The organism is Allofrancisella frigidaquae (assembly GCF_012222825.1).
GTDB classification, from domain to species: domain Bacteria; phylum Pseudomonadota; class Gammaproteobacteria; order Francisellales; family Francisellaceae; genus Francisella; species Francisella frigidaquae.
This window is the reverse complement of the sequence record NZ_CP038017.1, coordinates 731863-756592: the sequence shown is the minus strand read 5'-3', so window position 1 is coordinate 756592 and position 24730 is coordinate 731863. Positions and strand designations below refer to the sequence as shown.

Genomic DNA, 24730 nt, shown 5'->3' with positions numbered 1-24730 from the left:
TTAGTACAACTCTATATTTGTTTTATTTTCAATAGACTGGATATATTTTTTGATACTATTAGGGATTTCTAGCAAATCTTTTGCCATAGTTAAAATATAAAATATTGGAAAAATATTTATATCATCCCATGAAAACTTATCACCATTTATAAACGGGGTATTTATGTATGAGTCTATTTCTAAAAGAATCCTATTTATTTCATTGATAGAATCTTTAGGTGGATTTCTTAGGAAAACATCCATACCATCAATATACTGTGATTTTTTATTTATAAAATACTCTTTTGCGCTTTGAGTGGGAAAATCACACTCATTTTTAGGGTGATACGGTATCCTAGGGTAAACAACTCTACGATAATGCGGTGCTAACTCTGCTATTAAACCTTTTACAATAGGACTTATACTTGAGTTGGCTATTTCAAAAGATTGAATTTCTGCGATGTATTTGCATATCTCATCACTTTCTTTTAAAAACGTACCATCATTTTTTTCTAAAAAAGGTACTTGTTTAAAGCCAATTCTATCTATATGAGCTTTCTCATCATCATTTGCTAAAAACTCTAACTGATAGTCTAGCCCACTTAGGTCAGCAACTAGCCTAACTTTGATACAATAAGGACAATGGTTATATATATATATATTCGCGTTTTTACTCTTATTCATAAATTAATAATATAAGCTATATATTTATTTGTTAGGAGTTATTATAGCATAAATTACTTTGTCGTACCGTGGCTTGACTATGGAATCTATTGTTAATTCTACTTTAAGGCCATAGCTTCAGCGACACGTGTGCTGAAACCTTCTGTATAACTAGGACATACTACAATATATAGATTCCTAATAACACTCAAATGCTTTTTTGAAAGCTATAAAATTAACAAATTAACGTTCTAAAGAACCACTAAGCTGACCTTGTTTATTAAAAGCAGCTGCGATAATAACTACAAGAGCCAAAAACATAATCCCTTTACCATACGCCATCATAGAATCAAATAACGAATTAATAAAAAATGTTACAACTAGTAATATAGAAATGTTAAATGATAGTTTAATTCCAGTATTTTCTTCCCTTTGAAGAAGAAAAAATGCAAAAGTACTTACCCAAAAAACACACCAAAAAATAGCTCCAATAACCCCCATTTTTCCTAAACTATTAAAAAAATCGCTATGAAAGTGCTGATAGTCCATCGCAAGAAGTGATGCTTGATTTTTTTTCATAAGATCTTCTTTTATTGTATTTGCTTGCTCTATATTACACCCAACAAAAGGATGCTGTTTAGCACATATAAGTGATGCCCTATATAATTGAAGCCTTATTCCTGTAGAATTTGAAAGAACTTGATTCTTTTCTGAAATTTCAATACTATGAAACATCTCTGAAAATCTTTCTACATAAGAAGAATTCTTAAACCCTGTAAACAAAATCCCCACTATAAATACACTACAAGTTACAAATAAAAGAGTTTTCTTCCAACTTAAAAGAAAAAAAGGTATACAAAATATTGCAATTAACAGGCATATAATAGCCCCTTTACTTGCCATATATAAACATGCTACAGACATTACAACAAAAACGAAAAACATTAAAGTTGATAATAAGTATTTTTTGTTTTCTAAAAACAAAATCATGAAGTAAAAACAACAGGCCGCCTCTGTTGAAGAGAAAAGACCTGAGTAAATAGTATTATAATGTGTTGGATCAAACCTTACTGCGCCAATATGAACGGCCATGAACACTTCAATTAATGTGATTATAGCACCTATCAAAGTGCAAATTAGAAAAAGACTCTTTTGCAAAGTAATATAATTCAACGACATAATTAGAATAAACGGAATAAAAAACACTAAAGGTATAGCCATTAACCGACCATCTAAATGAATAAGTGCCATAAATAAACTATATATTGGTAAAAGCAGTAGTAAAAAGATAAACCGTCTATTTTCTTTAAAAAGCTTATTACACTCTTTTACGTTCTTTATATAGAAAAAAATATTTAGTAATATCAAGCTTACAGCAAGAATTTCTATAGTTCTTAAAGGCGTTAATAAAAAAATCAAACCAAAAGCTAATAAATAATTTGTACACCTTGAATAAAAATTTACACTCATGATATATTTGATATAAATTAAATCGAATTAATAGCGATTATACCCAAATACCTACTAAATACATAACCCTTTTTACTAAAAAAGTGATCTGTCTCAGTATACAATAATTTTTATAATTTAAGCTCAAATACTGCTTTCGTGAGCATTTTCAGACATAAAAGGTATGACATAACTCTTTCATATTTATTATTAGCTATAATTCCAGGACAATTCTAAGTCCCGCAATAAGTAGCTTTTATAATTTCATCTTCTTTTGGCTCTAACATATGGCTTTGATATTGTTTATCAAATTCGTATGGGTGTTTTAGGGCTTTGTTTAAGTTATGAAAATCTCCTAGATTACCACCTTCTGCTGATTTAATGGCTTTTTCAACTTGGTGATTACGTGGTATAACAAATGGATTAATTTGTTTCATATCAGAAGTATCAACTTTTTGAGACCTAGAAATCCATTTATCTAACCAGTTAGCTAAACCTTGGTTTCTTAAAATTTCAAAGTTTTGGTAAGATAAATTATAAAATGTATTCGTATAATCAAGATTATTCTTATACATCTCTATCAACAGTTCTGAAATTAAACTTTCATCTTCGTTTTGGTAACTAGCCAGACCAAGCTTTGATAAAAACATCTTTTGCCACTTAGTTTTATAAATTTCAGAGTATTTTGCAAGCGCTTCTTCAACTAGGCTTATAGCTTCTTTTTCATCTTCAGATATCAAAACTAACAAGCTTTCTGCAAGTCTTGCAATGTTCCATCCACCAATAGAAGCTTGGTTTGCAAATGCATAGCGCCCATTTCTATCAATAGAACTAAAAACAGTTTCTGGATCATATTTATCCATAAATGCACATGGTCCATAGTCTATTGTTTCACCTGAAATAGTCATATTATCAGTATTCATAACGCCATGAATAAACCCTACTCTCTCCCATTGGGTAATTAAGCTAGTTTGCTTGTCTATTACGTAATCTAATAAGCTTAAAGCCTTATTCTCACCATAAGGAATACTATGCCTTTTTATAGTATAATCTAACAAACCTTGGCCATAATTCTTACCAAGCATTGCTGCGTATTGAAATGTTCCAACCCTTATATGGCTACTAGCTACTCTTATAGCTATAGCACCTTGTTCAACTGATTGTCTTTGAACATTTTCACCTGTGGTTATTACCGCTAATATTCTGCTGGTTGGTATATTCAAATTATGCATAGCCTCACTGACTATATATTCTCTAAGCATTGGTCCTAAGACTGCTTTTCCATCACCTCCACGTGAAAATTTAGTAAGTCCAGCCCCCTTTAAATGGATGTCTACTACTGTACCATCTGGCTTTTTATATTCCCCAATAAGTATTGCTCGACCATCGCCAAGCATTGTGAAATGCCCAAATTGATGTCCAGCGTATGCTTGGGCTATTGAGTTTTCACTTTGGTAGCCTAGCAGAAAATCTAACAACTCTGTTTCATCTAGTTGCTCTAACTTTAAACCAAACTCTTTTGCTAATATATTGTTAAAAACTAATAGCTTTGCTTTTGGATATTTATAAACCGGTTGTTTAGAATAAAATTCTGGTGGTAAGCTCAAATAACTATATTCTAATTGAATTAACATAATTTATAGAAATGTTTACTAATTTAGTAACATTTTAACAAAAGATAGCCAATAAAATAGCTTTTAGCTAAAATAATAATATAGACATGTTTTGGAAACTAATAAATGGAGTACCTTAGGTTAGCTATAGTTGATTCAGAAAATTACAATAATTTTGCTGGCGTAGCAGAAAGCAATTTTGATAGAGTGATAGTTTTCACTAATAGCCAAGAACTTGAATCTAATTTTAAAAAAACTCAAATTTACAGCAACTTTGAACTTGTTCCCATTATCTACGGTGAAGGAAATAAGGATAATATGGATGGCTATATTTGTGCTAAAGTTGGAGAATATGTGGAAAGATACCGTAACTATCGTACTTATCTTAGTATTACCATATTTAGCAATGATAAAATATTTAAAGGTATCGCTGCTTACTACACTCGTAAAGGGTTTAACATAGCAACAGCTGCACCAAATGGTTGCGTTACAGGCACCAGTAATACAGACCCAAAAGTTAGAATAAAAAATTTTCTAATGTGCTCAGAAGAGGTAAAAAGCCAAAGCTTTAAAAAAGGTTTTAGTGAAACCGCTAAAGATGCGTTTTATCGATTAATTAGTAAAAAATTAGATAAAGATATCCCTAAAGAAATTACAGATACATTTATTGATAGAAAAGCTGTGTTTTTTTCTAACCATTCACGTAAAATAGCCATTGATGAAGCGAAATTATAGTAGCTACCGGATAAAATTAAAGAGAGTAAATTTATGCAAAGAGTTAGCACTTCTTTTTTTAATCAAGATGCACTCGCTTTAGCACCTGATTTATTAGGAAAAGTCATTTGTAGATACTATAATGATCACTGGCTTTATGCTCAAATTATTGAAGCTGAAGCATATGAATTAACAGATAAAGGAAGTCATGCCTCTTTAGGCTTTACACTTAAACGTAAAGCCTTATTTATGCCAGCTGGAACAATCTACATGTATTACTCTCGCGGTAAAGATTCTTTAAATATTTCAGCTAATGGAGAAGGTTGCGCTGTTTTAATTAAATCAGCTATTCCCTACGGAGACCTTTCCGATAATCAAATGCTTGAGGTTATGCACCAACTTAACCCACTTCCAAATGGAGAAAAACGTTCAACTCATAGACTAATGTCGGGACAAACTCTACTTTGTCGTGCTTTAAATTTAAAAGTTCCTGACTGGGATCAACAACAGTTCTCACAACAGTTTTTTATAGCCGATACAGGTTATCAACCCCAAAAAATTATCCAAACGACACGTCTAGGCATTCCAAAGGGACGTGATGAACATTTACCATACCGTTTTATTGATGCTGACCATGTAAAATCATGTACAAAAAATCCACTAACAAGTCGTATTCCTATTGACTATAAAATTTTAAAGCCTGAATAATCTTTTCTCTCTGCACTCAATAAAAGAATTTCCAAACTCTTTAGCTGTAATATACTATATACAAACTTTATATTTGAATAGGAATCTAAAACTACTATAAACCTAAATCATAAAACCATCACTATAGTTAATCTTCATATCTTTATAGATATACACTTCTTATAATGCTAAAATACGATCATATTTATTTTACACAGTTTTGAATAAAAGTTATGGAATACAGAAAATATATTTGCATTGTTTGTGGTTTTATCTACGATGAGGCTGAAGGTTGGCCAGAAGATGGTATTAAGCCAGGTACTAAATGGGAAGACATACCAGAAGACTGGGAATGTCCTGATTGTGGTGTAACAAAAGAAGAGTTTGAGCTTTTAGAAGAATAATACTTTCATTACTAATGCCATCTCTCTTCCAAGAAGTTACTTTTAATGATAAACACTTTATCATTATGAGAGATGATTTAAGCCACCCTATTTTCTCAGGCAATAAAGCTAGAAAATTAGCTTATATTTTAAAAAATCCACAAAAATACTCGCATGTCAAATCTATCGTTTCATTTGGTGGTAATCAGTCTAACTTTATGCTTGCATTATCACAACTAGCCAAGCTTAATAATTGGCAGTTTCATTACTGGATCAAGCCTCTACCAAAGTTTCTAAAGCAAAATCAAAATGGCAACCTTAAACTAGCTCTAAATAATGGTATGCAACTTTTTGAAACCCAACAACACTCCTTAAATCTAGAAAATATAAAACTAGAATATACAAATCCCAAAGATATTTGTTTTTTTGATCAAGGTGGTAGGAACCCTAATGCTGAAATAGGTATAGCAGAATGTGCTAACGAAATAGCAAAATATTGTAAAGAAAATAATTTTCAAGATTATAGTGTAATAGTAGCATCAGGCACAGGCACCACATCCTTATATTTGGAAAAATACCTACCTAATAAAGTTTATACTGTAGCTTGTGTTGGTGATGAAGATTATTTGAAAAAACAATTTTTTATGGTTGACCCCAAACAACCACCTCCTGCTGTGCTTGTAAAAAACTTCAAATCCACATTTGGTCAACTAGACATAAATAACTATAAATTATATGCGGAGCTACTAAAGCAAACCAACATCGAATTTGACTTATTATATGATCCTATCACATGGAAAGTATTATTAAAAAACTACGATCAATTGCCAAAACCTATAATATATATTCATTGTGGTGGCACGTCAGGTAATATTACTATGCTTAACAGATATAACAGACTAGTAGCTAATTAGTATTTGGCTTTTTAACTTTTTTGGCCACCCCTAAAATGGCTATTAAAAAAACTCTACTATATGGTATTATCCTTAACATTAATTACTAACATTTAAACTTATCGGTATGAAATTTTATTTTAAAAGAATCATAGCTATAACAATACTACCTTTAGCTTTGATTTCTCAATCAATCGCATGTACTGCTGTTACTCTTGTTGATGCAAAGCAGCATGTAGTCTCAGGACGAACTATGGAGTGGGGTTTAGACTGGGACTGGAGAGTTATTTATATCCCTAAAAACACTGAGCAATCCCTAGCAGCACCAGCTGATCTAGTATTACCCATACAAACTTATAAATCTAAATACTCCATTTTAGGTACTGGCATTAAAAATGATCATCAAACCATACTTATAGATGGCCAAAATGATCAAGGTCTTAGCGTTAGTGCTAATTATTTACCAAATTTTACTCAGTATCAAAAAGTTAGCAAAAATGATAATAAATATGTGTCTATTATCGAATTTACTACTTTTATCCTAAGTGAATTTGCAAATATTAATCAAGTAAGACAAGCTTTAAAAGAATATAAAGTATGGTCAGATAGCACAACTATGGTTGATGGTATATCTCCAGAATTACATTTTCTTATTACAGATAAGCAGGGAGAAGGTCTAGTTGTAGAATATGTAAATGGAGATGTAAAGCTTTATGATGTAAATTCTAACGTCAAAGTAATGACAAATGCTCCTACTTACGATTGGCATCTTATTAACCTAAAAAATTATTTAAACTTGAGTAATAAAACTATAGTTAAAGTAAAGATTAGTGATTTCGTTGAAGATAACAAAAACAAACAAAAAACTATTCAAGATATAAATGGATTAGGTGAAGGAAATGGCTTTTTAGGATTACCTGGAGACTATTCTCCGCCGTCTAGATTTGTTAAGGTTGCTATACTAGCGTACTATTCTAACAATGAAAGCCCTGCTCTAGAAAGCTTGGTAACGAAAATAGCTCATATATTACATAATGTTGATATTGCAAAAGGCACTGTTGTCGAGAAAATTAGTGACCAAACGATGTATGATCATACTGCTTATACTGTCATCAAAGATTTAGATAAAAATTTACTTTATTTGTCATCATATTCAAATCCAGCTAGTTCAGTAATGATAGATCTAAATAAGCTAGATAAAAATAATACGAAAGCATTTGATACTATAATTAAGGATATTAAAATTCCAAACACTGATATTACAGACAATTTCCTACAATCCAATATCTTAAAAGACTATTAACTTAATATCGCAATAAATCTGTATTCAAGGCAGAAAACACCTCTACAAATTGGTTAAACTGTTTCACATAAGTTTCCATAGTATGTTATCATCGTAGCGTAGTAGTACATAGTGCAATTTTAAACTTTGGAGAAACTCGTGCAATATAACTATGACATAATTATTATTGGTAGTGGCCCTGGAGGTGAAGGTGCAGCCATGAAAGCTACTAGAAATGGTAAAAAAGTAGCAATTATCGAAGGTGATGCGCTTGGTGGAGGCTGTACACACTGGGGAACAATTCCTAGTAAAACACTTAGGCAAATTGCCAGAGAAATTGGCATGAATGGACAAAAAGGTAACTATGATTTTCCAAAAATGTTAGAGGGTGCTTACCAAATAGCAGACCTTCAAACAGAGATCAAAAAAAATAGATTTATAAGCCATGAGATAGATATATACTATGGTTTTGCAAGTTTTAAAGATAATCATACTATAAGAATATCTAGAAAAAATGGCTCTACTGAAATAATTACAGCTGAAAATTTTATATTAGCTACTGGATCAAGACCATACCACCCTTCAGATATTGATTTTTCTCATCCAAGAATATTAGATAGCGATAAAATTCTTACCTTGCAAGATAAAAACATTAAATCAATTTCTATTTATGGTGCTGGTGTTATTGGTTGTGAATATGCTTCTATTTTGAGAGCCTTAGACATACATATTAACCTTATCAATACTAGAGACAAACTGATGTCTTTTTTAGATGATGAAATTGTTGAAAACCTCACTAACCACTTTTGTATAAATCAACATATCCATTTAATTAATAATGAAACATATAAATCAATACAAGCAAATGATGATTATGTAACTATTACTTTACAATCAGGAAGGATCATAGAGTCTGACTATGTGTTATTTGCTCTTGGTCGCTCTGGAAATATTGAAGGTTTAAACTTAGATAAAATAGGAGTTCAAATCAATCCAAGCAGAGGACAAATAACTGTAGATGATAGCTATCAAACATCTGTACCAAATATATATGCTGTAGGTGATGTTATAGGACCTCCATCATTAGCTTCAGCTGCTTTTAACCAAGGTAGATTTGCGGCAACTCATATTATAGATGGCTCATGTAATGATAAACTAGTAGAGGATATACCTACTGGTATATATACTAGACCAGAAATTAGCTCTATTGGCAAAACAGAACAGGAACTAATAGCTGAGGGTGTTCCTTACGAAGTAGGTAGATCTTACTTTAAAGAATTAGCTAGAGCACAAATATCAAAAAATAAAACGGGTATGCTCAAAATTTTATTTAACCCTGATAGCGGTGCTATACTTGGTATACACTGTTTCGGCCATAGAGCATCAGAAATTATTCATATTGGGCAAGCGATCAAAGCTATGCCAGCTGAACACAATACCATAAGATATTTCTTAAACACTACTTTTAACTATCCTACTATGGCCGAAGCTTATCGTATAGCTGCTATTGATGGTGTTAACAAAGCGAAATTAAAAAAAATAGCTGCAGAGAAAGCAAAAACCGCAAAAAATAATTAACCTCTATATTTTCAAGATTGTAAACTATAATATATAATCATCTTTATTTAAAGTTTTACTAACCACCTTAAATTAAATGTTTGATACATATGTAGTACTCTTTTTTACTTTTCTATTTGGTGCTGCCATAGGCAGTTTTTTAAATGTTCTAGCTTTTAGACTTCCAGAAATGATAGAGCAGCAAGATGAAAAAACTGCTAAAGAAATACTAAATATAATTGATAACGAAGCTGTTGATATAGATGTAAAGCAACAAGAAAATATCCTACGACCCTCAAAATGTCCCAAATGTTCTAACAAATTAAAATATAGACATAACATACCTATATTAGGCTGGTTTTTGCTAAAAGGAAAATGCTATTTTTGTAAAGTCAAAATATCCATTCAATATCCTTTAGTTGAATTAGTAACAGCTATTAGTTTTTGTATCATAATTTATTTATATGGAGTAAGCTGGCAAGCTTTTGCACTTATTTTACTTTTTTGTTTTTTTATTCCTCTTCTTATAATCGACTTAAAACACTATATATTACCTGACGAACTAACTCTTCCTCTTATTTGGATAGGACTAATTATAAATAGTTATGAGGTATTTACCAGCTTAAATAGCGCAGTATGGGGTGCTATTTTAGGGTATTTATCATTGTGGAGCATATATTGGATATATAAAAGTTTTACTGCAAAAGAAGGCTTTGGCTACGGTGATTTTAAGCTTTTGGCTGCTATCGGTGCATGGTTTGGTTATCAGATGTTAATTTATGCTATCTTTGCTAGCTGCATAATTGGCTTAATAATAGCTGGCTTAATAAATTTATTTGGACGTAGAACAAATGTTATTGCCTTTGGTCCTTCTATAATTTTAGCTAGCATTTTTTATCTAGCTACTAAAGATAATCTTTATATATGGTATAATCACGTTATGCTAATTCAATCTCCACTATGAGATGTCAAAGAGAAATTTCATTATCCTAATATTAATAGTAGTAATATTAGTGTTGCTTTTATACATTTTTAGTACTTTTAGAATAAATACAAGTGTCTCAAGTAATAAACAAGGCTTATTTATTGTTCAACAAGCATTCCCACAATATAAGATCATAAAAACTTTCGATACAGGAATAAACTTACAAGGATATGTTCTTGAGGATAAAAAAGACCCTAAAAAGCGTACGATCACATTTACAAGCAATGATGGTAGCGTAATAGTAAATGGTGAGCTTCTAGCTTGGGATAGAAACGAAAATACACTGACTAATCTTAACCAAATTTATATAAGTTACTTTACTTCAGATGATACTGCAAACAAACTTTATTTGGAAATAAAGAAAAACGCTTCTTATATTCAACAAGGAAGTGATACTGCTCCTCATAAATTTTACGCCATTATAGATCCTAGTTGTAGCCATTGTAATACTCTCTTTGATGCTGCTCAACCAGCTATAAAAAAAGGGTTATTAGCTGTACGTTGGATACCAGTTGGTGCATTAAACAACAGCACAAATATCGTTAATAGTTTTTTTAACTCAGAAAATCCATTGAAAGCTCTTTTGCAATTCTATCAAGATAAAAAATATGACAAGAAACTCAGTGAAACTAATCAAAAAACCTCTGGTAACCTTAAGTTATCTAAACTCATAAGTGGTTTTCCAACTATTATTTACAAGACTTCTCAAGGGGCTCTTAAAATTTCTGGTGGCAATAAACTTCCACTTACCAATGCTACTGTAGCTAAAAAAGAAAATGTTAAAAAACTTAATGAGTTTTTACTTCTAACATATGACCAATTTTAAACTCATGAAGAAAATAATTATTTTTTTATCTAGTTTAATACATATTACCATAACTTTTGCTACTTCAAATAGTATTGAGATATCAAACCAAATAGCTAAGTTAGAAACAGGATATGGTGGTAAAATTGGAATATATTTAATTGATTATAATAATAAAAGCCACTTTGGTTATAATGAGAACTTCTACTTTCCTATTTGTAGCGTTTATAAATTTTTAGTAGTTGGTGCAGTACTTAAAGAAAGTATGGAGACCCCAAACCTTCTCAATAAAAAAATAAAAATCAATGAAAATGACATTATTGGATACACTCCAATAACATCTAAAAATATAGACAAAAAATTAACTATAGCAGAATTAAGTAAAGCTACAATGTTAAGTGATAATACTGCTGCTAATTTGCTAATTAAAAAATTAGGCGGCTTAAAAAATTTAAATAAATTTATCCAATCTCTAGGTGATAGAGATACTATAATCACCGCAGATGAACCAGCTATAAATAACGTTAACCTTAGAGATAATTTAAATAAAACCACTCCCCGAATAATTGCTAAAGACCTTAATAAAGTAGCTTTTGATAAAAAAATCCTTAATAAAAAAAACCAATCTCTTTTCAAAAAGTGGTTACAAGAAAATGATACAGGAAAAAATAGAATAGCTTTTAATATACCAGAAGAATGGAAAATTGGGGACAAGACTGGAACATGTGAATATGGGACAACAAACGATGTTGCTATTATTTGGCCTAAAAATAAAAAACCTATTATAATAAGTATTTTTTATACTCAAGTAGATAAAAATGCTAAAGCTAATGATATTGTTATCCAAAAAATTACTAAAATACTACTGGACAACTTAAAGTACGATGACCAAAATTAAAATGATAGTTGGCCTAGGAAATATAGGCAAAGAATACGAAGATACCCGCCATAACGTTGGAGAGTGGTTTATCGCTAAAATTGCTCAAGATAAACAAGAAAGTTTTAGTGTAAATTCAAAACTTAACTCAAATATTGCTAAAGTAAATATTGCTTATAATAATGTAATTCTAGTATTCCCTACTACTTACATGAATAACAGTGGTTTAGCTGTTAGCAAAGTAGCTAATTTTTATAAAATAAAACCAGAAGAAATACTAGTTGCTCACGATGAGTTAGATATTGATTGTGGCCAAATTCGTCTTAAAAAAGGTGGTGGCCATGGAGGACATAATGGTCTTAGAAGTATTCATCAACATTTAGGTACAAATGAGTACCTGCGTTTAAGAATTGGTATAGGTCATCCTGGTCATAAAAATAAGGTTTCAAACTACGTGCTATCAAAACCATCTATAGAGCAAAAAAAGCAAATAGACATTAGCATTGATAATGCGATATGTTTTTTAGATGATATAATAAACTATCAATTAGAGCCTGTAATGCAAAGGCTACATACAAAGTAATTTTATTAAGGAATTTTTATGGGATTTAAATGTGGTATAGTTGGTCTACCTAATGTTGGTAAATCTACCCTTTTTAATGCACTTACAGAAGCTGGAATTCAAGCTGAGAACTACCCTTTTTGCACTATTGACCCAAATGTTGGGATTGTGTCTGTTCCTGATCAAAGGTTAAATGAGTTAGCTAAAATTGTTAATCCTGAAAGAATACTTCCAACTACTATGGAATTTGTTGATATAGCAGGATTAGTAGCAGGTGCTAGTAAAGGTGAAGGACTAGGTAATAAGTTTTTAGCTAATATTCGCGAAACAGATGCTATAGCTCATGTAGTTAGATGCTTTGAGGATGACAATGTAATTCATGTTAGTGGTAAAGTTGATCCTATAGATGATATCAACACCATCAATATAGAACTTATTTTAGCTGATATTGAATCTTGTGATAAAGCTGTTCAAAGGTTTGCTAAAATGAAAAAATCTGGTGATAAAGAAGCTCTAGCAAAAGCTGATTTTTATACTAAACTTAAAGAGCATTTAGAATCTGAAAAACCAGCTAGAACTTTTGAAATGACTGAAGATGAAATTAAATGGCTTAAACAAACTCCCCTACTAACAAGTAAACCTGTATTATATATTGCAAATGTTGATGAAAATGGTTTTGAAAATAATCCTCTTTTGGATAAAGTTATTGAGTATGCAAAAGCAGAAAACTCAAACGTAGTGCCAGTTTGTGCAGCTATGGAACAAGAAATAACTCTACTAGAACCAGAAGAAAAATTAGAATTTTTAGCTGATATGGGACTGACTGAAACTGGTCTTGATAGAGTTATTAAGGCTGGTTATTCTTTACTTAATTTACAGACTTATCTTACAGCTGGTGTCAAAGAAGTTAGAGCATGGACTATACCAGTTGGGGCAACAGCTCCTCAAGCAGCTGGAGTAATCCATACAGATTTTGAGCGTGGCTTTATTCGTGCTGAAGTTATAGCTTATGATGATTATATAAAATATAACGGTGAAAAAGGCGCCAAAGAAGCAGGTAAAGCTCGTCTAGAAGGAAAAGACTATATCATGAAAGACGGTGATGTGGTTAATTTTAGGTTTAATGTTTAACCAAAAATATCCCCATCTCCCTCAACAATAGCCTTTGCATTTTTAGTAATTTTTTCAAGTGACCAATCCCACCAAGCAAGTTTCAGTAACTTTTTAATAGTTTGCTCATCGAAGCGTTTACGTATTAGTTTAGCAGGGTTACCTCCCACAATTAAATAAGGCTCAACGTCTCTTGTAACAACTGATCCCGATGCAACTATAGCTCCATCCCCTATCTTAACACCTGGCATAATTAAAGCATCATAACCAATCCAGACATCATTACCTATAACAGTATCACCTTTACTAATTGAGCTAAGAGGTATATCTTTCCAACTATTCCCAAACGCAGCAAATGGAAAAGTAGAGAAACCTTTTATAGCATGGTTAGCTCCATTCATTATAAAACGAACATTTGCTGCAATTTGGCAAAACTTTCCTATAATTAACTTATCACCTATAAAATTAAAATGATACAAAACATTTTTGTTAAAATTATTTACATCTTCCGGATCATCGTAGTAAGTATAATCACCAACAATAATATTAGGATTATCCACAATGTTCTTTAGGAAACAAAGACGCTTTACATTTTCTATAGGAAATTTAATATTAGCATCAACCATTTATTACCTCTTTAGATTCATATCTACAAAACTGTTAGCTTTATAGATACTATTTTATTATCTCTAATTTCTGTGATTTCCAACAGAACGTTATTGTCTTTTATAGAACATGGTCCTGATGGTAAATTCTCAATCTCCTCAATTATTAAACCAGAAAGGGTTTTAGCATCCTCACTTTCAAACTGAATACCAATATGGCGATTTATTTCCCTAAGTGTAGCGCTACCTCCAATTAAGTAACTACCATCATCAAGCTTACGAATATTATTATGGATATCAAACCTATCAGAAAACTCTCCTACTATTTCCTCCATAATATCTTCTATTGTAACCACCCCTGTAACATCTCCATACTCATCGACAACCACAGCAAAACGCTTCCCTTTTTTTTGGAAATTGATAAGTTGCGTCTGTAAAGATACAGTTTCTGGGATAAAATATGGTTGCTGGGCAATTTTACGCAACTTAGACTTGTTAATACTAGACTTAGATAGTATTAGCAAATTAATTATTTCTTTAAATCTAATGACACCTATTACATTATTTATGCCATTTTCACATACAAGAATATTTGCTGATTTGATTTTAGAAATACGAGCAAGTATTTTTTCTGTAGGATTATTTAAGTCTATATACTCTATTTTATTAAAATGAGTCATTACCTCTTGAATCAAAATTTTATCAAGCTCAAGGACACCTAAAAGCATATTTTTATTTTTAGACCCTAGCTTTGCATTTGACTCATGGACAACAGTATGTATTTCGTCTTTATTTAAAGATTCATTATTTACTGATTCTATTTTAATACCAAATATCTTAAGCGCTACCCTAGATATTATCCCTAAAACTATAACTATAGGATATAAAATCAACATAATCAGTTTTAAAGGCAATGAAAATGGAAATGCTAGCTTCTGTGGATATACTGCTGCAAATGATTTTGGTATGATTTCTCCAAATATTAAAATAATCATAGTAACAGCTATAGTAGATACCATAAGACCTAAACTACCAAAATGAGTTTCTGAATATGACGAAATAACTGCTCCTGCAAAGATGTTTGCAAAAGTATTACCTATAAGTATAGTAATTAAAAGTTTTTCTGGTTTAGCTACTAATGATAAACTGCGCTTTGCAGCTTTATTATTTTTCTTAGCCAAATGCTTTAATTTATATTTATTAAGAGCCATCATACACGTTTCTGAACTTGAGAAAAATGCCGATATGCCTACAAGGGAAAATAAAATTACTATTACGGTGTAAGTATCCATTATCTACTGAATGATTATAAAAACAAACTTGAAAGTAATTCTAACATATACAAGTTGCTAGGTAAAAATATATGATTTTATTTGCTAGATTGTATTCTCAAGATTAGCTAAGAAGTTAAAGCTAATAAATATAATAATTATTTATAAAAAATTTATATATTAAATTTAACAAAAATATATTATATTATTATAGTTGCTCATTAAGTGTTTTAGTTTAAAAAAAACCTGTGTATGTATAATTTAAATTTTAAAAAAAAACGGTTACAAAAACTGTTATTAGCAATAATTTTAACCCTACCAACGTTAGGATACTGCGGATTTATAGATTGGATAAGTAACTATACAGAAGTTATAAATGAGATAGAGCAACGCCTTGAGCAAAAATATTATGGTGAGAAATTTGAAGTTTGGGATGTAAGTTACTCAAGCAATTTGAATGAATATAATTTTAAGTATAAGTTAGAAGACAGCGACGATGTTACTTATATAGGGTCGTATTCCCCTAAAGGAGATAGATTAGTAGCAAATGAATATATGTGGGAAAAAATCTCTAAAGAATGGAGATCAATATTTGAGCAATATGTTAAAGGAGCCAGTAATAATTATTTTTTAATTGGCGGTATTGCTACACAATACCATAAAAATTTCAAAAAATATAAAATCGGTTATAGAAGTAAAGCATTAGACGATTTATTTAGTGAAAGTTTAACAGCTCAAGAGTGGATTGATAAAGATCATAGTGTTATTGCTGGGAGTATATCCATATTTATAGAGATACCAAGAACAGCAGAAGGGATATACAAAACCTTGCAGATGGCTGAAAAAATACACACAAAGCTTAGATCCTTTGACTTGTCTAGCTATAAGTTAGAAATAATAACTTATGATTTACCTAACAAATTTGACATAGATAAATATTTTAATGAAGTTAAAGATAATTTCGTAACTTTAGTTGATTGGTGGTTTGAACCAGGAATTCAGAAATATGCATGGGGATATTTATATTTAGATTCATGTCAAAAGGTTGATACTTTTGAAGAGTCTTGTGATGGTTATAAGGAAAACAATACAAATAATGATAACTTAGCACTAATAAAAAATCATACACCTGAAAATAGAACGCTTAGCTTAAATTATTTAGCCAAAAAATTTCGTTTAATAGATTGGTTCGGCGCACCCAATAAATGTGATCCTATATTTGGATGTTCAGGTATATGGCTTGCAAAACTAAGAGCTAATAAATCATTAAAATCTAGTCAACATTATCCAACACTAGTAAAACTAATAAATGAGGAAGAATATAACTACAAACAACTAGGTAATTAGGCCTATAAATTATAAAAAAGTTTTTAAGAAAGATGATCTAGATGGATGTTTTAATTTTCTAAGAGCTTTTGCTTCGATTTGTCTAATACGCTCTCTGGTTACGTTGAATTGCTTACCTACTTCTTCTAAAGTATGGTCAGTATTCATACCTATACCAAAACGCATCATCAAAACTTTAGCTTCTCTTTCAGTTAACCCTGTCTCTATCAATTCTTTAATTGCTTCTCTTAGGTTTTCTAAATTTGCTGACTCTATTGGAGAATAGTTATTTTTATCTTCAATAAAATCACCTACTGTAGAATCTTCATCATCACCAATTGGGCTTTCCATTGAAATAGGCGTATGCGAAATATTAAGAATTTTCTTAAGCTTTTCTTTAGTCATATTTGGCGTATGTTCGATAATCTCCTCTTCTGTAGCTTCACGACCTTTTTCTTGCATAATCTGGCGCTTAACTCTATTTACCTTATTAATAGTCTCTATCATATGCACTGGCACACGAATAGTTCTAGCTTGGTCCGCAATAGAGCGTGTAATAGCTTGACGGATCCACCAAGTAGCATAAGTTGAAAATTTAAAACCTTTACGATAATCAAACTTATCTACAGCTTTCATCAAACCAATATTACCTTCTTGGATAATGTCTAAGAAATGTAAACCTCTATTTGTATATTTTTTAGCTTCAGAAACAACTAACCTTAAGTTTGCTTCTATCATTTCTTTCTTAGCTTGCGTGATTTTAGCTTCACTTTTTGAGATCTCTAAATTGACTTTTTTAAGCTCTTCAATATCCATCATCATTAAATTTTGGAATTGGTTTATCTGCTTAGTAAGTGTTTCTATCTCACGAATAACATTTTCAGTAAACTTATATTTTTTAGTAATGGGCGCAAGCCAGTCTATTTTGCCTATTTTGTATACTTTTAGGAATTCTTGTCGAGGAGTTTTGGCTCTCTCAACACTTAACCTTAAAATTTTTCTTTCCAATTCTCTAACTTTTACAAATGGTAATCTGATATAATCTACCAATTTTTGTAAATGTGATGTTGATAACCTTAAGTTATCAAATTCTTTAACTATTACTGTATAGAGCTTTTTGTTTGGATTTTCTTGATATTGCTCATACAGTTTCTCAAGGTTTATAAAAAATTCATATGCCCTTTGAGTATCTATTTTTTCCTCGTGATCGCTTTCAGCTAATTTCTCCTCAACATCTTGCTCATCACTAAAACCAGCCATTATTTCATTAAATCTAATATACTTAGTTACAGGTTCCTCTTCTATTTCCTGAGAAGCCATGTATTCAGCAGCCTTCTCTTCTAGCTCACGAAATCTTTCAATATATGTTTTAACAACTACTGGATAACTCAAAATAGTACTAAAAACTTCTGTTGTACCTTCCTCAATCCTTATTGCAATTTCTGTCTCACCTTTTTTATCTAAAAGGTCTACTATACCCATTTCTCGCATATACATACGGATAGGATCAGAAGTTTTTCCTTTCAAATCATCAAGGTTTGCTTCACTTACTTTACGTTCATCCTCTTCTTCTAACTCGGGAGTTCTATCGTAAACATCAATTCCAGCATCTACTAATATTGCCTCTATCTCTTCATACTTTTTAGGATCATCCGAAACATCACCGGGCAAAGCATCTAAAATATCAGCTCTCGTTAAGTAACCCCTTTCTTTACCATCGATGATTAAATCTTTTAGATCTGAGAGCAAATCTTCTTTTGTCATTTAACACTCCAATAGAATTTTATTTTTTATATTTATCATTTAATATTTAAACTAAACACCTAATTTTGCTACTAAATATTTACGTTCCATCTCTTGGATTTCTGTCCGAAGTGGCAACGATGCTAAATATTTAAGTTGCTGCTTTACGCTTAGATTCTCAACTCGTTTTAACATATCTACTATTTGCTTTTGGTAATCAGCTTCTTTTGCATGTTTTTTAAGTGTATTTTCAATACCATAACTCAAAATTTCAAAAAAATACTCTCGACACTCTGGATAGTCTTCCGCTAATAGTTGTATAAGTATAATAGCTTCAACTTCATTAGATGTGTCCTCTTTGAGAATTTTCAAGCTCTTTGCTAAAATATCTAGGTTTTGCGAGGCTGAAAATATCTCAAAAACAGTATTTTTTTGCAACTCTTTAAAATCTTCTATATTTACAAAAATTTCTGCCAATAATATCTGTTCTAAAAGCAAACTTTTGGAGATCTTTAGTTGCTTATTATAGCGCTTTACAGCTAAATTTTGACCTATAGTACTGTCTATTCTCTTGCGTATTTTTAAAATCTTCTTTACTTGATCTATTTTTATATTTACCTTATCAGATATTGTAGCTATTATGCTTTCTGAATAGATATTTTCCTCTACTTCAGTTAAAAATGCTTTTAAATTTTCTAACACTTCTACTTTTGCTTGTGCGGTATTAAGGTCTCGATTACCTACAAAATTTTTAATTAGAAACTCCGCTACTGGTAACGCTTTATCTAAAATATTTTGAAAAGCTTCTAAACCATATTCTTTTATATAATCATCTGGATCTTTATTATTTTCTAAAGTCAGTATCCTAAGTTTTTTATTAGCAGTTAAAGTTGGTAATACTATTTTTATAGTCCTGATAGCAGCTTTTTGTCCAGCTTGATCTCCATCAAAGCATAATACCACCGAATTAGTTTCTCTAAATAAAATTTTCGCATGATTTTGCGTAAATGCTGTCCCCAAAGTAGCAACTGCCCCATAAAAGCCATGCTGTGCTAATCCCACAACATCCATATAGCCCTCTACTACAACTAAACTTTCACTTACATTTTTCTGTTGTTTTTTAAATTGTCTATACTCATATAAACCGTAAAGTATATTATTTTTCTGGAAAATTAGGGTTTCAGGTGAGTTAATATATTTTACACCGTCCTTATCATCTAACACTCTACCACCATAAGCTATAACATTCCCTTGAATATTACGTATAGGGAACATTATCCTTTTACGAAAACGGTCATAAATATTACCGTTATCTTTTTGTACTACCAAACCTGTTTCAATCAAAATATCATCAGTAAGTTTTGCTTTTTTCGCCAATTGGATAATGTTATCCCACCCATCACAAGCATATCCGATACCAAAAAATTTAGCTAACTCGCTACTTATAGCACGTTTTTTTAAATAATCTATAGCCTTATCTTTCATACTGGAATTTCCTAGACTCCAACGATAATATTTTTGAGCTGTTTCCAGAAAACTTATACATTTATTATATAATTGTTCTTGCTGTATATCTTCTTGAGAATGATTTTCATATTCTATAGGCTTACCTATCATTTCTGCTAAATTTTTTACAGCATCAATAAAATCTAAATTATTAACTTTTTTTATAAAAGTAATAGTATCTCCTGACTCTTGACACCCAAAACAATGAAAAAAATTTTTATCCGGAGTTACAAAAAAAGAAGGAGTTTTTTCGTTATGAAATGGGCAACAACCTTTATAGTTTTTACCAGATTTTTTAAGCTTAACAAAACGTGAAATTACATCAACAATATCAACACTAGATATTAGATCTTTGATAAAAATATTGGAGACTCTTTTTGTCATATTTTAAAGCAGCAAAAACTAACCTAAATTTGATTTTACTATAGCACTAACTTTACTCATATCTGTTCTACCAGCTAACTCTTCCTTTACATATGCCATGATTTTTCCCATTTCTTTCATGGAAGTAGCACCTACAGACTCTATAGCTTTTTGCACTATTGCAACTACCTCTTCGTCACTTAGCTGCTTTGGCATATAATTTGTGAGAATTTCTATTTCCCTTTTTTCACCATCCGCCAACTCAACTCTATTAGCTTGGATATATTGATTATAAGAATCTTGCCTTTGTTTGATCATCTTATTAACGATAGCTATCACGATATCATCAGTTATAGCAATTTTTTCATCTATCTGCTTTTGTTTAATAGCAGCCATAGCCATACGAATAGTAGTTAGCCTATTTTTATCTTTATTTTTCATAGACTCTTTCATATCTTGAGTCAACTGATTAAAAATTTGTGACATTGTATAAATAAGATTTCCTAATAAAATAGATGAGAGTATTTAATTACTCTCAAGGTGAATTAAATTATCTTGCTACTATATTGCTTTTGAAAGCCCTTTTTACAGCAGCAGCTTTTTTTCTTTTACGTGCCCAAGTTGGTTTTTCATAGTATTCTCTACTGCGTAGCTCAGATACTATTCCAGCTTTCTCACAAGATCTTTTAAATCTTCTAAGAGCAACGTCAAAAGGTTCTCTTTCTTTAACTCTAACGCTTGGCATACTTCTCTCACCTCACTTAAAAATGCCAGTTAATTAAGTTTATAAAAGTTTAGGGTACACACCATTAAATAACAAATCAAGATTTTAGCATATATTCAATTAAATGCAAATTTTTAATAAAATTACTAGCTCTTAAAGTTAGTACTTTCAAAAATTTTATCAGCTGATTTAGCTACAAAACCTTGGTATAACTTACCATTTTTATCCTGATACCTTTTAGCAAATTCATAGTAACAGCATGGTATAGTTTGCTTACCTTCGATAAAATCCACCTCTACCAAACCAGACAGTGTACTTGACTGCTCTAACAAATCAGCTGAAGTGCCTTTTATTTCTCCACCTGAAGAGTTAAGCTTTATACTATTTTGTTTTAAGAAGTCATTTACTTGTGCTACTTCATCAAATTTTTTTAATTTATTGATAAATACTGTAAAATGATTTGCCCTAAAACCAAAGGCATAAAACCAAGCCGCATATTCAGATTCTTCTAAAAGTTTAGTATAAGTTTGATAACTTAATTTATCCCAACTAGTGCCTGAAATTAAAAGTTGCTCTTTATTGTCTAATAACTTTTGCGGAATAGCTTTGATACATTTTTTCATAGTTTCCTGAACAAAAGAGCTAAACTCTTTTGTCAATAACTGGCTTATAAAAACTTTTGGCTGATTCTCATCTGTATGTTCAAGGTGTATTGCTTTTAGTTTTTTAACGTTAAAATCATAATCTCCACAAATACTATACCCCTTATCTATAAAAACTTGAGCTAAAGTATTTATATCTATACTTGGATCATCTAATGTTCTTAATGCAATATGATCATTGACAGGATTTTCTCCTTGTTTCACAAACAGATCATAAATCTGGGTAACATGAGGATTAAAAGCAACATATTGATCCCATAGCTTATTTAAAATATCTATACTCATAAATTTTTAATCCTCCAAATTAAATTTAATACCTTGCGCTAATGGTAAATCTTTACCATAGTTTATAGTATTAGTTTGTCTACGCATATAAGCTTTCCATGCATCTGAACCAGCCTCACGGCCACCACCTGTATGCTTTTCTCCACCAAAAGCTCCACCAATTTCTGCTCCTGAAGTTCCAATGTTTACATTAGCAATACCACAATCACTACCTTGGCTTGAGAGGAACTTTTCAGCATTTTGTAAATTATTGGTAAAAATAGAACTTGATAGTCCATAATTAACCGAGTTATTTAATTTAATCGCTTCGTCTATATTTTCAAAAGGCATTATGTATAAAATAGGACAAAAGTTTTCTTCTGCTACTATATGCATATCTTTGTTAGCTTCTATAATAGTTGGCTCTACAAAAAATCCTTCTTTTTGTATTTGCTTACCGCCTATTAGAAGCTTACCACCTTGCTCTTTTGCTTTTGAAACTGTATTAATAAAATTCTCAACAGCAACTTGGTCTATAACTGGTCCCATTAGATTTTTTTGATCCAAGGGATCACCAACTTTGATTTGCTTGTAAGCATTAAGCATTTTTTCTTTGACCAAATCGTAGATAGACGTGTGCACTATAAGACGACGCAAGCTTGTACAACGTTGCCCAGCTGTACCAACAGCCCCAAAGACAGCTCCAGGTATTGCAAGCTTTAAATCAGCAGTTTCATCTATTATTGTTGCATTATTGCCACCTAACTCTAAAATACATTTACCAAAACGCTTTGCTACCTGTTGGCCAACATCTTGCCCTACTTTTGTTGAGCCAGTAAATGAAACTAAGTTTACCCTTTCATCGTTAACTAAAGCCTTTGAAACTTCTATATCCTTTGAAATAACAGTGTAAAAAATTTCTGGGTAGTTATTTTCTTTAATAACTTTTTGACAAATATTTTGTACAGCAATAGAGCACAAAGGAGTTTTTTCAGAAGGTTTCCATACTACTGTATTACCACATATTACCGCTAAAAATGCATTCCACGACCATACAGCAACAGGAAAATTAAATGCCGAAATAACGCCTACTACGCCCAAAGGATGCCACTGCTCATACATTCTATGTTCAGCTCTTTCAGAATGCATAGTTGCACCATAGAGCATACGTGATTGACCAACAGCAAAATCTGCCATGTCAATCATTTCTTGAACCTCACCGTCACCTTCTTGCTTAGACTTACCCATTTCTAATGATACTAAACTACCTAAAGAATCTTTATTTTCACGTAGCTCTTGAGCTATTAATCTAACCAACTCCCCTCTTTTTGGAGCTGGCATCTGACGCCACTGTAAAAAAGCTTCTTTAGCTTTTGCAATAGCATTTTGCATATCTTTAATACTGTGATTTAGAACTCTAGCGATAATTTGACCATTAGCTGGATTGAGGGTTTCAATAGTATCTCCACTATCATTTACTATATAGTTTTCTAGACCTAAGTTAAATTTCTCTAACATATTAATAACCTCCTGCTATTCAGCTTGTATCAAAAAACCAGAGTTTTTATAGTAATCTCCAAACTTATTATTATAAAAATCTTTTAAGCAAATAGACTCTTGATTAATAAAACCAGAAGCTTTTTGCGGTTTATTTAGCATGATATCTATAGTCACGCAAAGGCTTGTTGCTGTAGTTAATTGTAAAGCTGAAAAACGCTTTTTAAATATAACTTTGGATGGATATTTTTGAGCAAAATGACGCTCAGACTTAAGACCTTTACGAATCCCGTCTACTGAAACGTATATTAATACTATGTCTTGGTTAATACGTGGGATAGCATTATCCATAATTTTAACCATTAGGTCTAAATCATCACCAAGCTTCATATCTTGCATTAAAAATCTCATTTTTTCGCAATGCCCAGGGTGACGAATACTTTTATAATTCATATTTTTGACTTTATCTTTATAGGTCTCAATCATCGAGCCAACTCCACCTGAAGTACTAAAAGCTTCGTAAGTTAAGCCATCAATCTTAATCTCTTCAATATCAGCTAATGGTGCTAGAATCCTCTTTTGCCCTCCTACTACTGCTTCACAAGGCTTAGCGTACTCATTTACCAAACCTTCTGTAGACCACGTTAAACCATATTGAAGTGTGTTTGAGACATTAAGAGGTAAAGCTCCTACACGCATACGCACAGTGTCAACCTGCTCAAATTCACCCAAAAGATTATTAGTTACAATGCTAATAAATCCTGGTGCCAAACCACATTGAGGGGCAAAAAAACTATTTGATGTAGATGCTAATTCTTTAATATATTTTGTTGTTTCAACATCTTCTGTTAAATCAAAGTAGTTAAGGTCTAACTTAGCTGCTAAGCTTGCTATGCCTTTATTAAAATAAAACGGTAAACAAGAAACTATCGCATCAAAACTATTATCTTTAGCATAATTTTCTAATTTTTCTGTATTAGTTACATCTAATTCAATGTATTTAAGATTTGTATTATTTTTTTCCAAGGTTGGGTTATCTTCAGGTATAACCTTATCAACTAAATGGACAATATATTCACCACTGTCTACAAGCAAGCATGACGCCAAAGAGCCTACACGGCCAGCTCCTAAAATTAAAACTTTTTTCATAAGATACTTCCTTGTGTATTATTATGAATATTCTAATTAAGTTATATCATTTAGCCCATGG

The 24730-nt window shown here is 31.2% G+C and carries 24 protein-coding genes; 12 read left to right on the top strand and 12 right to left on the bottom strand.

Going from position 1 to position 24730, the window contains the following annotated elements:
• From grxB to E3E15_RS03530, 3 genes are all read right to left on the bottom strand, one after another.
• Complete coding sequence (gene grxB / locus E3E15_RS03540; protein ID WP_172106605.1) at positions 1–663, bottom strand: glutaredoxin 2; 663 nt, start codon at positions 661–663, stop codon at positions 1–3.
• Positions 664–885: 222 nt separating this feature from the next.
• Positions 886–2112 (bottom strand): O-antigen ligase family protein, encoded by a 1227-nt coding sequence (locus E3E15_RS03535; protein ID WP_172106604.1) that lies wholly within the window; start codon positions 2110–2112, stop codon positions 886–888.
• Between the two features lie 212 nt (positions 2113–2324).
• Positions 2325–3725, bottom strand: coding sequence for a protein adenylyltransferase SelO (locus tag E3E15_RS03530; protein WP_172106603.1), 1401 nt, complete (start codon positions 3723–3725; stop codon positions 2325–2327).
• A gap of 105 nt (positions 3726–3830) precedes the next feature.
• Between E3E15_RS03530 and E3E15_RS03525 the strand changes: the two genes are divergently transcribed.
• From E3E15_RS03525 to ychF, 11 genes are all read left to right on the top strand, one after another.
• A complete protein-coding gene (locus E3E15_RS03525) occupies positions 3831–4439 on the top strand; it encodes a PIN domain-containing protein (protein WP_035718964.1) in 609 nt (202 codons plus the stop codon).
• A gap of 33 nt (positions 4440–4472) precedes the next feature.
• Positions 4473–5126 (top strand): DNA-3-methyladenine glycosylase, encoded by a 654-nt coding sequence (locus E3E15_RS03520; protein ID WP_035718962.1) that lies wholly within the window; start codon positions 4473–4475, stop codon positions 5124–5126.
• 212 nt (positions 5127–5338) lie between these two features.
• Entirely contained in the window at positions 5339–5509 is a 171-nt protein-coding gene (locus tag E3E15_RS03515; protein WP_035718960.1) for a rubredoxin, read from the top strand.
• 14 nt (positions 5510–5523) lie between these two features.
• A complete protein-coding gene (locus E3E15_RS03510) occupies positions 5524–6402 on the top strand; it encodes a 1-aminocyclopropane-1-carboxylate deaminase (protein ID WP_035718957.1) in 879 nt (292 codons plus the stop codon).
• 106 nt (positions 6403–6508) lie between these two features.
• Positions 6509–7684 (top strand): choloylglycine hydrolase family protein, encoded by a 1176-nt coding sequence (locus E3E15_RS03505; protein WP_035718955.1) that lies wholly within the window; start codon positions 6509–6511, stop codon positions 7682–7684.
• Positions 7685–7822: 138 nt separating this feature from the next.
• Positions 7823–9241: a Si-specific NAD(P)(+) transhydrogenase gene (gene sthA / locus E3E15_RS03500; protein ID WP_051686746.1), complete on the top strand. Its 1419-nt coding sequence runs from the start codon at positions 7823–7825 to the stop codon at positions 9239–9241.
• Between the two features lie 76 nt (positions 9242–9317).
• The gene (locus tag E3E15_RS03495) at positions 9318–10184 is read left to right on the top strand and encodes a prepilin peptidase (protein ID WP_172106602.1); all 867 of its coding nucleotides are present in this window, start codon (positions 9318–9320) and stop codon (positions 10182–10184) included.
• A gap of 1 nt (position 10185) precedes the next feature.
• On the top strand, positions 10186–11031 hold the full coding sequence (locus E3E15_RS03490; RefSeq protein ID WP_172106601.1) for a thioredoxin domain-containing protein: 846 nt from the start codon (positions 10186–10188) through the stop codon (positions 11029–11031).
• 4 nt (positions 11032–11035) lie between these two features.
• Positions 11036–11908 (top strand): class A beta-lactamase, encoded by an 873-nt coding sequence (bla, locus tag E3E15_RS03485; RefSeq protein WP_172106600.1) that lies wholly within the window; start codon positions 11036–11038, stop codon positions 11906–11908.
• Positions 11895–12470, top strand: coding sequence for an aminoacyl-tRNA hydrolase (gene pth, locus E3E15_RS03480; RefSeq protein WP_035718947.1), 576 nt, complete (start codon positions 11895–11897; stop codon positions 12468–12470). The genes bla and pth overlap by 14 nt, the downstream gene beginning before the upstream one ends.
• Positions 12471–12488: 18 nt before the next feature.
• On the top strand, positions 12489–13580 hold the full coding sequence (gene ychF, locus E3E15_RS03475) for a redox-regulated ATPase YchF (RefSeq protein WP_035718945.1): 1092 nt from the start codon (positions 12489–12491) through the stop codon (positions 13578–13580).
• On the opposite strand, the gene E3E15_RS03470 is transcribed toward ychF, so the two are convergent.
• Positions 13577–14185: a CatB-related O-acetyltransferase gene (locus E3E15_RS03470; RefSeq protein ID WP_172106599.1), complete on the bottom strand. Its 609-nt coding sequence runs from the start codon at positions 14183–14185 to the stop codon at positions 13577–13579. The genes ychF and E3E15_RS03470 overlap by 4 nt on opposite strands.
• Before the next feature lie 23 nt (positions 14186–14208).
• A complete protein-coding gene (locus tag E3E15_RS03465; protein ID WP_172106598.1) occupies positions 14209–15456 on the bottom strand; it encodes an HlyC/CorC family transporter in 1248 nt (415 codons plus the stop codon).
• Between the two features lie 231 nt (positions 15457–15687).
• Between E3E15_RS03465 and E3E15_RS03460 the strand changes: the two genes are divergently transcribed.
• Entirely contained in the window at positions 15688–16782 is a 1095-nt protein-coding gene (locus tag E3E15_RS03460) for a hypothetical protein (RefSeq protein WP_172106597.1), read from the top strand.
• Between the two features lie 9 nt (positions 16783–16791).
• Here E3E15_RS03460 and rpoD read toward each other — a convergent pair whose 3' ends face one another.
• The 7 genes from rpoD to E3E15_RS03425 form a co-directional block, all read right to left on the bottom strand.
• The gene (gene rpoD / locus E3E15_RS03455; protein WP_035718935.1) at positions 16792–18525 is read right to left on the bottom strand and encodes an RNA polymerase sigma factor RpoD; all 1734 of its coding nucleotides are present in this window, start codon (positions 18523–18525) and stop codon (positions 16792–16794) included.
• A 51-nt stretch (positions 18526–18576) separates the two neighbouring features.
• Positions 18577–20394 carry a DNA primase gene (dnaG, locus tag E3E15_RS03450; protein WP_172106596.1) on the bottom strand — a complete coding sequence of 606 codons (1818 nt, stop codon included), beginning with the start codon at positions 20392–20394 and terminating at the stop codon, positions 18577–18579.
• An 18-nt stretch (positions 20395–20412) separates the two neighbouring features.
• Positions 20413–20859 carry a GatB/YqeY domain-containing protein gene (locus tag E3E15_RS03445; RefSeq protein WP_035718929.1) on the bottom strand — a complete coding sequence of 149 codons (447 nt, stop codon included), beginning with the start codon at positions 20857–20859 and terminating at the stop codon, positions 20413–20415.
• Positions 20860–20923: 64 nt separating this feature from the next.
• Positions 20924–21118 carry a 30S ribosomal protein S21 gene (gene rpsU, locus E3E15_RS03440; RefSeq protein ID WP_035718927.1) on the bottom strand — a complete coding sequence of 65 codons (195 nt, stop codon included), beginning with the start codon at positions 21116–21118 and terminating at the stop codon, positions 20924–20926.
• Between the two features lie 125 nt (positions 21119–21243).
• Positions 21244–22044 (bottom strand): DUF1338 domain-containing protein, encoded by an 801-nt coding sequence (locus E3E15_RS03435; protein ID WP_172106595.1) that lies wholly within the window; start codon positions 22042–22044, stop codon positions 21244–21246.
• Between the two features lie 6 nt (positions 22045–22050).
• Positions 22051–23541, bottom strand: coding sequence for an L-piperidine-6-carboxylate dehydrogenase (gene amaB / locus E3E15_RS03430; RefSeq protein WP_172106594.1), 1491 nt, complete (start codon positions 23539–23541; stop codon positions 22051–22053).
• A gap of 15 nt (positions 23542–23556) precedes the next feature.
• A complete protein-coding gene (locus E3E15_RS03425; protein ID WP_172106593.1) occupies positions 23557–24669 on the bottom strand; it encodes a saccharopine dehydrogenase family protein in 1113 nt (370 codons plus the stop codon).
• Positions 24670–24730 lie beyond the last annotated feature (61 nt).

Excerpts from the sequence above, each read along its gene's own strand:
- E3E15_RS03490 (WP_172106601.1), top strand. The coding sequence starts at position 10,186 with ATGTCAAAGAGAAATTTCATTATCCTAATATTAATAGTAGTAATATTA.
- E3E15_RS03520 (WP_035718962.1), top strand. The coding sequence starts at position 4,473 with ATGCAAAGAGTTAGCACTTCTTTTTTTAATCAAGATGCACTCGCTTTA.
- grxB (WP_172106605.1), bottom strand. The coding sequence starts at position 663 with ATGAATAAGAGTAAAAACGCGAATATATATATATATAACCATTGTCCT.
- E3E15_RS03530 (WP_172106603.1), bottom strand. The coding sequence starts at position 3,725 with ATGTTAATTCAATTAGAATATAGTTATTTGAGCTTACCACCAGAATTT.
- E3E15_RS03435 (WP_172106595.1), bottom strand. The coding sequence starts at position 22,044 with ATGAGTATAGATATTTTAAATAAGCTATGGGATCAATATGTTGCTTTT.
- E3E15_RS03525 (WP_035718964.1), top strand. The coding sequence starts at position 3,831 with ATGGAGTACCTTAGGTTAGCTATAGTTGATTCAGAAAATTACAATAAT.
- rpsU (WP_035718927.1), bottom strand. The coding sequence starts at position 21,118 with ATGCCAAGCGTTAGAGTTAAAGAAAGAGAACCTTTTGACGTTGCTCTT.
- pth (WP_035718947.1), top strand. The coding sequence starts at position 11,895 with ATGACCAAAATTAAAATGATAGTTGGCCTAGGAAATATAGGCAAAGAA.
- ychF (WP_035718945.1), top strand. The coding sequence starts at position 12,489 with ATGGGATTTAAATGTGGTATAGTTGGTCTACCTAATGTTGGTAAATCT.
- bla (WP_172106600.1), top strand. The coding sequence starts at position 11,036 with ATGAAGAAAATAATTATTTTTTTATCTAGTTTAATACATATTACCATA.
- E3E15_RS03510 (WP_035718957.1), top strand. The coding sequence starts at position 5,524 with ATGCCATCTCTCTTCCAAGAAGTTACTTTTAATGATAAACACTTTATC.
- E3E15_RS03515 (WP_035718960.1), top strand. The coding sequence starts at position 5,339 with ATGGAATACAGAAAATATATTTGCATTGTTTGTGGTTTTATCTACGAT.
- E3E15_RS03465 (WP_172106598.1), bottom strand. The coding sequence starts at position 15,456 with ATGGATACTTACACCGTAATAGTAATTTTATTTTCCCTTGTAGGCATA.
- E3E15_RS03470 (WP_172106599.1), bottom strand. The coding sequence starts at position 14,185 with ATGGTTGATGCTAATATTAAATTTCCTATAGAAAATGTAAAGCGTCTT.
- E3E15_RS03460 (WP_172106597.1), top strand. The coding sequence starts at position 15,688 with ATGTATAATTTAAATTTTAAAAAAAAACGGTTACAAAAACTGTTATTA.
- E3E15_RS03425 (WP_172106593.1), bottom strand. The coding sequence starts at position 24,669 with ATGAAAAAAGTTTTAATTTTAGGAGCTGGCCGTGTAGGCTCTTTGGCG.
- dnaG (WP_172106596.1), bottom strand. The coding sequence starts at position 20,394 with ATGACAAAAAGAGTCTCCAATATTTTTATCAAAGATCTAATATCTAGT.
- E3E15_RS03445 (WP_035718929.1), bottom strand. The coding sequence starts at position 20,859 with ATGTCACAAATTTTTAATCAGTTGACTCAAGATATGAAAGAGTCTATG.
- E3E15_RS03495 (WP_172106602.1), top strand. The coding sequence starts at position 9,318 with ATGTTTGATACATATGTAGTACTCTTTTTTACTTTTCTATTTGGTGCT.
- rpoD (WP_035718935.1), bottom strand. The coding sequence starts at position 18,525 with ATGACAAAAGAAGATTTGCTCTCAGATCTAAAAGATTTAATCATCGAT.
- E3E15_RS03535 (WP_172106604.1), bottom strand. The coding sequence starts at position 2,112 with ATGAGTGTAAATTTTTATTCAAGGTGTACAAATTATTTATTAGCTTTT.
- E3E15_RS03505 (WP_035718955.1), top strand. The coding sequence starts at position 6,509 with ATGAAATTTTATTTTAAAAGAATCATAGCTATAACAATACTACCTTTA.
- amaB (WP_172106594.1), bottom strand. The coding sequence starts at position 23,541 with ATGTTAGAGAAATTTAACTTAGGTCTAGAAAACTATATAGTAAATGAT.